We start from the raw sequence: 6,047 nt of genomic DNA, 5'->3' as shown, positions 1-6,047 counted from the left end.
CCCCGGTGGCGGGGTCGACCGTGGTGAAGTGGTCGGTCGTGTCGGACCACTCGCCGTCGATCATGAGGGTCACGGCTGCTCCTTGATCAGGTCGGCGGCACGTTCGGCCACGGCGACGACCGGCGCGTTGGTGTTGCAGGAGGGCAGGCCGGGGAAGACGCTCGCGTCGACCACGCGCAGCCCCTCGACGCCGTGGACCTCGAGCCTGCGGTCCACCACGGGGCCGATCGCCGCGGTGCCGGCCACGTGGAAGAAGGTCGAGGTGGCGAGCCGGACGAAGTCCTCCCGCTCCCGCGCGGTCAGCCTGCGGTCCGGGGCCGCGGGCCCGGCGCTCACCGCCCGCAGCGCCCGGGTCTCCCCCAGCTCCTGCACGAACCCGACGCCCGCCCCCAGCGCCTCGACGTCCGACGGCTCGCCGAGCAGGTTGGGCGCGATCCTCAGGGGCGCAGTGGGATCCGCGCCGGTGAGGGTGACCGAGCCGAGACTCCGAGAGCGCATGAGCCCGGGCGACACCGCGAACACGGGCGGCTCCAGCCGGTAGCGGGTGGCGACCTCCGGGGTGGCGTGCGGGCCCTGGACCACGAACGCGTGCAGGTCCGGGCGGTCGGCCCCCGGGCTGCACCAGTTGAGCATCGCGCCGCCGCCGGTCCCGCGGACCGGGCCGAGCGGGGCGCGCGCGTGGAAGGTCATGCCGGTGACCAAGGGGTGATCGGCCAAGCGCTCCCCGACGGGCAGGTCCACCCGGACGGCGATCCCGGTGTCCCGCAGGTGGTCCGCGGGCCCGATCCCGGCGAGCATCAGCAGCCGCGGAGTCTCCAGCGCGCCGAGGGCCAGGACCACCTCGCGCTCGGCGTGGACCACCTGCCCGGCGGAGTCCCGGACGCCCACGCACCGCTCCCCCGCGAACTCGAGCCCGACCACGCGCACCCCGCAGCGGACCTCCAGGTTCGGCCGGTCCGCGACGGGCGCGAGGTACCCGTCCGCGGCGCTGTGCCGCCGACCGTCCCGCACGGTGAACTCCGGGACGGTGGCGCCCGCGTTGGTGGCGCCGTTGGCGTCCGGGATCAGTGGGAGGCCGAGCTCGGCGGCCGCCTCCAGGACGGCCTGCGCGACGGGGTGCGGGTCGGCCTCCCGCTCGACGTGCATCGGGCCGCCCGTCCCCCGCCACTCGTCACCGCCCGCGGCCCGGTCCTCCGACCTGCGGAAGTAGGGCAGCAGCGCGGCGAAGTCCCAGCCGGGCCCCCAGGCGTCGTAGTCGGCGGGGTGGCCGCGGTACCAGAGCATCGCGTTGGTGGCGCTGCTGCCGCCGAGCACCTTCCCGCGCGGGATCGGGATGTGGCGGTGCAGGGTCGGGGCGGCGGGCTCGTAGGCGTGGCCCCAGTCCAGCGGGCCCGTGAGCAGCTCGGTCCACCGAGCCGGGTCGCGCACCGCGGCGCCGCCCTCGGCCGGGCCCGCCTCCAGCAGCAGGACCCGGACCGCGGGATCGTCGGAGAGCCGGCGGGCGAGCACGCAGCCCGCGCTCCCGCCGCCCACCACGAGGTAGTCAGTTGTGCTCACTGGGCCCCATGATCACGATGCCCTCCGACTCCTCGACGTGCCGGACGAACACGTACTTGTCCTCGCGGCCGTCGCTGTGCTTGCGCTTGATCCCGGGCTCCACCTCGCCGGACACCTTGGCCACCACCAGGTACGGCACGGTAGCCGCCAGCCCGGCCGCGCAGTGCGCGGCGAACTCCTCGACGGTCCGGGCGGTGTACGCCTCGCTCACCCCGGCCCCGCGGGCGATCGCGGCCAGATCGACCCGCCCCGAGGCGGTGTGCGTGGGCGGGCCGCCGATGGACTGGTAGCGCTCGTTGTCCCAGACGACCGTGAACAGGTTGGCGGGCTGCTCGTTGCCGAGCGTGGCCAGGATGCCGAGGTTGAACAGGAGCCCCCCGTCGGTGTCCAGGGAGACGACCCGCCGGTGGGGCAGGCCGACGGCCAGCCCGAACGCCTCCGGCGTCACGCAGCCCAGCTGCTGCTGGAACAGGCTGGCCGTGCGCATGTGCGGGGCGGCGGTGTACCACTCGTCGACGCTGCCGCCCAGGGACAACACCACCAGCTCGTCGCGCAGCCTGCCCGCCAGCTCGACCATGCAGTCGTAGCGCCTCATCGGACGATCCCTCCGCCCAGGGCGATCGCGGTGTGGTAGTAGCTGGAGTAGGCCAGCTCGTAGGCGTCCACGATGGACTGCCGGATGTCCTTCTCCTCGCGGACCACGCGGTAGGGGATGCGCAGCGCACCGAGGACCGGCTCCATGGTGGTCCCGTGCGGCACCGCCCACCAGTTGTTCTCGCCCATCTCGCCGCGGTAGCTCATCAGCATCACGACCGGGATGCCTGCGCCGAGTCCCATGCGCGCCAACGGTTCCACCGAGGCCCGCAGTCCCGAGTTCTCCATCACGAGCATGGCCCGCCTGCCGGAGAGGAACACGCCGCCACAGATCGCGGCGCCCTCGCCCTCGTTCGTCACGCGGATCGTGCGCAGCCCGGGCTCGGCGTCCATCGCCGGGTAGAGCGGCTTGAACAGCGAGTCCGGCAGGTAGCAGGCCACGCTCACCCCCGCCGCCGTCAACCCGGCGAGCACCTCGCCCACCGCAGAGTCGTGCACCGTAAGAGCTCCTCTCACACCTGGAAGAACCGGCCGAGGCCCATGCCGCGCAAGGCCCGTCGGTAGGCGACGGAACTGCGGTCGGCGGCGATGTTGACCTCGATCCGGGGGTCGAACGGCAGGTTCTCCGGACGCTGGGCCTCCACGATGGCCCGGTCCTCGGTGAACACCCGCAGGTTGAACGCCTCCACCTCGGCGGTCGTCTGGTCGGTGAAGACGTCCTTGGCGACCAGCGCGAACAGCCGGGTCGCCCGCGCGCTCACCGGTGTGGCGGCGTTGAGCAGGCCCAGCCGCCCGCCGTCGGGGAAGTGCACCACCAGCGTCGGGGTGAAGGGCAGGTGCATCTCGAAGGCCCGCAGCCAGCTCGCGCCGGGGAACGGGTTCGGCACGCCTGCCGCGTAGTTCGCCACGGTGGAGCGGTAGTCCACGCGGAACCCGGTCGGCGTCGGCTCCGGCTGGTAGGGCGGCACCTCGGTGTCCGCCGGGTCGGCGAACGTCGCGGTGTGCACGAACGCGAAGTGGGCGACGTCCAGGAAGCCCTCGACCTGCCTGCCCGCGAAGGCGGCGACGTCGAAGGGCGGCAGGGTCACGCACTGGAAGCCGGGGGCGCCCCAGTTCGGCATCGGCGGGATCGCCGCGTCGCCGGTGGGCCCCAGGCAGGTCCACACGAGCCCGTACCGCTCGACGGCGGGGTAGGTCCGCAGGTGCAGCCGCTCGGGGATCCGCGCCCCGGGATCGGCCGGGACCCGCACGCACCGGCCGCCTGCCCCGAACCGCAGGCCGTGGTAGGCGCAGGTCAGGACCTCGCCGTCGGTGGCGCCCATGGTGAGCGGGACGCCGCGGTGCGGGCACAGCTCGTCCGCGACGACGGTCTGCGCCCCCGCCCGGTACACGACCAGCGGCACGTCGAGCAGGGTGGCGGCCACGGGTCCCGCGGCGACGTCCGCGGTGCGGGCCACGGCGTACCAGTGCCCGGCGAGGATCCGCCGGTCGGCGGGGTCGAACGTGCTGTCCATCGGCTCCTCCTGGTACGCGACGCGGCGCGGGGTCGGCCCTCGCACCCGACACCAGAAGGAGTCCTCCTCCGGAGGGGAGCTCCGGATCGTTCACCGGCGGTGTCGCTCGAACGCCGCCGGACGGACGTCGCTACGCTCGTGTCGCGGTGTTGCACCCGCCCTCCTCTTCTCGTTACGGCTGTGTGAACCCGGTATCCGGCGGGCTCCGGGTGCGATCTCCTCCGCGGGAGGCACGCATGCGGATCGCACTGTTCTTCGACGGCACCTGGAACGCGCCGTGGGCGCACACCAACATCTGGGACCTGTACCGGCGCACGCCACAACGGGAGGGTGTCCAGCACACGCGGTACCTCGCGGGCGTGGGCCTGCGGCCGCCGCTGCTCGGCGGGGCCGTGGCGGGGATCGGGATCGACGAGCGCATCCGCACCGGCTACGCCGAGATCGCCCGGCACTGGTCACCCGGCGACGAGCTCTACCTCGTCGGTTTCAGCCGTGGCGCGTTCAGCGCCCGCAGCCTCGCCGGGATGATCGCGAAGTGCGGCATCGTGCCCCCGGGCACGCCGAGGCTCTCCGCGAAGGACCTCTTCGAGCGGTACCGCGACCGAAAACGGCCCGGGCTGCGCGAGATGCGGGCGACGCCCTCGCTCGCCGTCGACGACGAGGACCGGCAGGTCCTCGCCCACGCCGAGCAGGCCCGCATCCGCTTCGTCGGGGCTTTCGACACGGTCGGCGGGCTGGGCCTGCCCGGTCCGCTCGCCGCACTGACCGCAGGCTCCTACCGGTTCCACGACACCGCGCTCAGCGGCCTGGTCGACGTGGCCCGGCACGCCGTCGCCCTCGACGAGCTGCGCAGCTACTTCCCCGCCACGCTCTGGGACTCCGTGCCCATCCCCACCGAGACACCGACCGACGTGGAGCAGCGCTGGTTCGTGGGCGGCCACAGCAACGTGGGCGGCGGCCCGACCACCGGCCTCTGGTCCGACCGGCAGCTCTCGACCCTGCCACGGGAGTGGATCGCGGACGAGGCCGCCGCGGCGGGCCTGGAGATCGAGCCGGGCAAACCCGCGGACGACGCCGCGCTCGGCCGCATCGAACGCGCCGACCACAGCCCGATCTTCGCTCCACTCGGCCTGCTCCCGGGCCTCGGCTTCGGCCGCAGAGAGGTCCGGAAGAGCGGAATCGCCGAGGTCCTCGACCCGTCCGTCGGCACGCGCTGGCAGGAGGACCCGGCCTACCGCGCCCGAAAGGCCCCCCGCGCCCGCGGCCTCCGCAGGTGGATCACCGACCTCGGCTGGACCTGAGCGCCTTCCCGGCACCCACCCGCATCACCCCGCGCCCACCCGCGTCCGTCCGCACCAGCCACCGCCCGACCTCGGGTCACTGCGCTGCTCCCGGGGCCGGCCCTCCGGACCGCCTCTCGGAGTGGTCGAGATCTCTCACCCTTCACCGCTCAACGGTTCAGCGCTGAAGGGTGAGAGATCGAAGCCACTCACGGAACGACCCCGTGAGCCTGGCATCGGCCCGCGTCCGCCGGCATCGGCCCCACATCCGCCCCGCGTGCCCCACGCCCGCAAGCGGCGGCCCGCGGCGGCGAGGCTAGGACTGCGACTGCGCCCGGGGCGTCTCGCCCGTGAGCAGCGCCGCGGTGCCGGTGATCGTGAGGAGGCGGTCGAGGCGGGGGCGGCGGTCGTCCAGGCTGAGGCCGATGCCGGCGGCGGTGAGCCTGCGCTGGATCATCAACAGCACGGCGAGGCCGTGCGAGTCGCAGAAGTCCAGCTCGGCGCAGCGCAGCACCACCCGGGCCAGGCCGGGCTCGGTCGCGGCCTCGGTGACCTCGCCGAGCAGCCGGTCCGCGGTGGCGAGGTCGAGGTCGCCGACCACGGCGACCGCCACGACGTCGGGCTCCGGGCGGGTCCAGGTCAGGTTCAGCACCCCGATGGTCATGAGGCCTCCACCGAGGTCGACCGGCAGGCGACGAGCCGCTCGCGACCGCCTGCCAGGATGCGGCGGGCCCGCGGGAAGTCCCGCAGCTCGTCCGCCAGCAGGTCCAGGCCCGGCAGCAGGGACTGCACCGGCACGTCGCGCACGGTGAGGATCTCCGCGGTCCAGCCGAGGAAGTCCGCGAACAGCGCCGCATCGTCGGTGTAGAGGGCCGCGGCCAGGAAGTCGACGATGTGCGCCAGGTCCTCGGCGGTCCGCTCGCGCTGCACGTCCGAGTAGCCGCGCATCGCGGGCAGCTGCTCCTCCAGACCCGTGTAGACGGCCTTGACCAGGTTGCCCGCGGTCATCCCGACCATCGTGTACTCCTGGTCCGCGAGGTGCGGAAGGGCATCCAACGGCTGCGCGGGGATCTCCGGGCGGGGCAGCGGACCGGCGGCGAGC

General features: G+C 73.9%; 6 protein-coding genes and 1 pseudogene. 1 reads left to right on the top strand and 6 read right to left on the bottom strand.

The features are described 5' to 3' along the window. Window positions 1–69: 69 nt before the first annotated feature. Genes H5J29_RS36265 through H5J29_RS17960 form a run of 4 tightly spaced genes read right to left on the bottom strand, consistent with a single transcriptional unit; the run spans window position 70 to window position 3,665 of the window. The gene (locus H5J29_RS36265) at window positions 70–1,557 is read right to left on the bottom strand and encodes a GMC family oxidoreductase (RefSeq protein WP_181782112.1); all 1,488 of its coding nucleotides are present in this window, start codon (window positions 1,555–1,557) and stop codon (window positions 70–72) included. After that, window positions 1,544–2,152, bottom strand: a complete 609-nt coding sequence (locus tag H5J29_RS17970; protein ID WP_181782111.1) for a thiamine pyrophosphate-dependent enzyme — start codon at window positions 2,150–2,152, stop codon at window positions 1,544–1,546. The genes H5J29_RS36265 and H5J29_RS17970 overlap by 14 nt, the downstream gene beginning before the upstream one ends. Further along, the gene (locus H5J29_RS17965; protein ID WP_181782110.1) at window positions 2,149–2,649 is read right to left on the bottom strand and encodes a thiamine pyrophosphate-binding protein; all 501 of its coding nucleotides are present in this window, start codon (window positions 2,647–2,649) and stop codon (window positions 2,149–2,151) included. Before H5J29_RS17965 ends, H5J29_RS17970 begins: the two co-directional genes overlap by 4 nt. 14 nt (window positions 2,650–2,663) lie before the next feature. Further along, window positions 2,664–3,665 (bottom strand): Rieske 2Fe-2S domain-containing protein, encoded by a 1,002-nt coding sequence (locus H5J29_RS17960; RefSeq protein ID WP_181782109.1) that lies wholly within the window; start codon window positions 3,663–3,665, stop codon window positions 2,664–2,666. Window positions 3,666–3,901: 236 nt separating this feature from the next. Between H5J29_RS17960 and H5J29_RS17955 the strand changes: the two genes are divergently transcribed. Beyond that, window positions 3,902–4,966, top strand: coding sequence for a T6SS phospholipase effector Tle1-like catalytic domain-containing protein (locus H5J29_RS17955; protein WP_181782108.1), 1,065 nt, complete (start codon window positions 3,902–3,904; stop codon window positions 4,964–4,966). 295 nt (window positions 4,967–5,261) lie between these two features. Here H5J29_RS17955 and H5J29_RS17950 read toward each other — a convergent pair whose 3' ends face one another. Next, window positions 5,262–5,609 (bottom strand): STAS domain-containing protein, encoded by a 348-nt coding sequence (locus tag H5J29_RS17950; protein WP_181782107.1) that lies wholly within the window; start codon window positions 5,607–5,609, stop codon window positions 5,262–5,264. Then, window positions 5,606–6,047 (bottom strand): annotated as a pseudogene (locus H5J29_RS17945) (cobalamin-binding protein); the annotation flags it as partial. The gene H5J29_RS17950 and the pseudogene H5J29_RS17945, both read right to left, overlap by 4 nt.

Source organism: Pseudonocardia pini (assembly GCF_013870575.1).
Classification (GTDB): domain Bacteria; phylum Actinomycetota; class Actinomycetes; order Mycobacteriales; family Pseudonocardiaceae; genus Pseudonocardia; species Pseudonocardia pini.
This window is presented reverse-complemented; position numbering and strand designations above follow the sequence as displayed.

Excerpts from the sequence above, each read along its gene's own strand:
- H5J29_RS17950 (WP_181782107.1), bottom strand. The coding sequence starts at position 5,609 with ATGACCATCGGGGTGCTGAACCTGACCTGGACCCGCCCGGAGCCCGAC.
- H5J29_RS17955 (WP_181782108.1), top strand. The coding sequence starts at position 3,902 with ATGCGGATCGCACTGTTCTTCGACGGCACCTGGAACGCGCCGTGGGCG.
- H5J29_RS17960 (WP_181782109.1), bottom strand. The coding sequence starts at position 3,665 with ATGGACAGCACGTTCGACCCCGCCGACCGGCGGATCCTCGCCGGGCAC.
- H5J29_RS17970 (WP_181782111.1), bottom strand. The coding sequence starts at position 2,152 with ATGAGGCGCTACGACTGCATGGTCGAGCTGGCGGGCAGGCTGCGCGAC.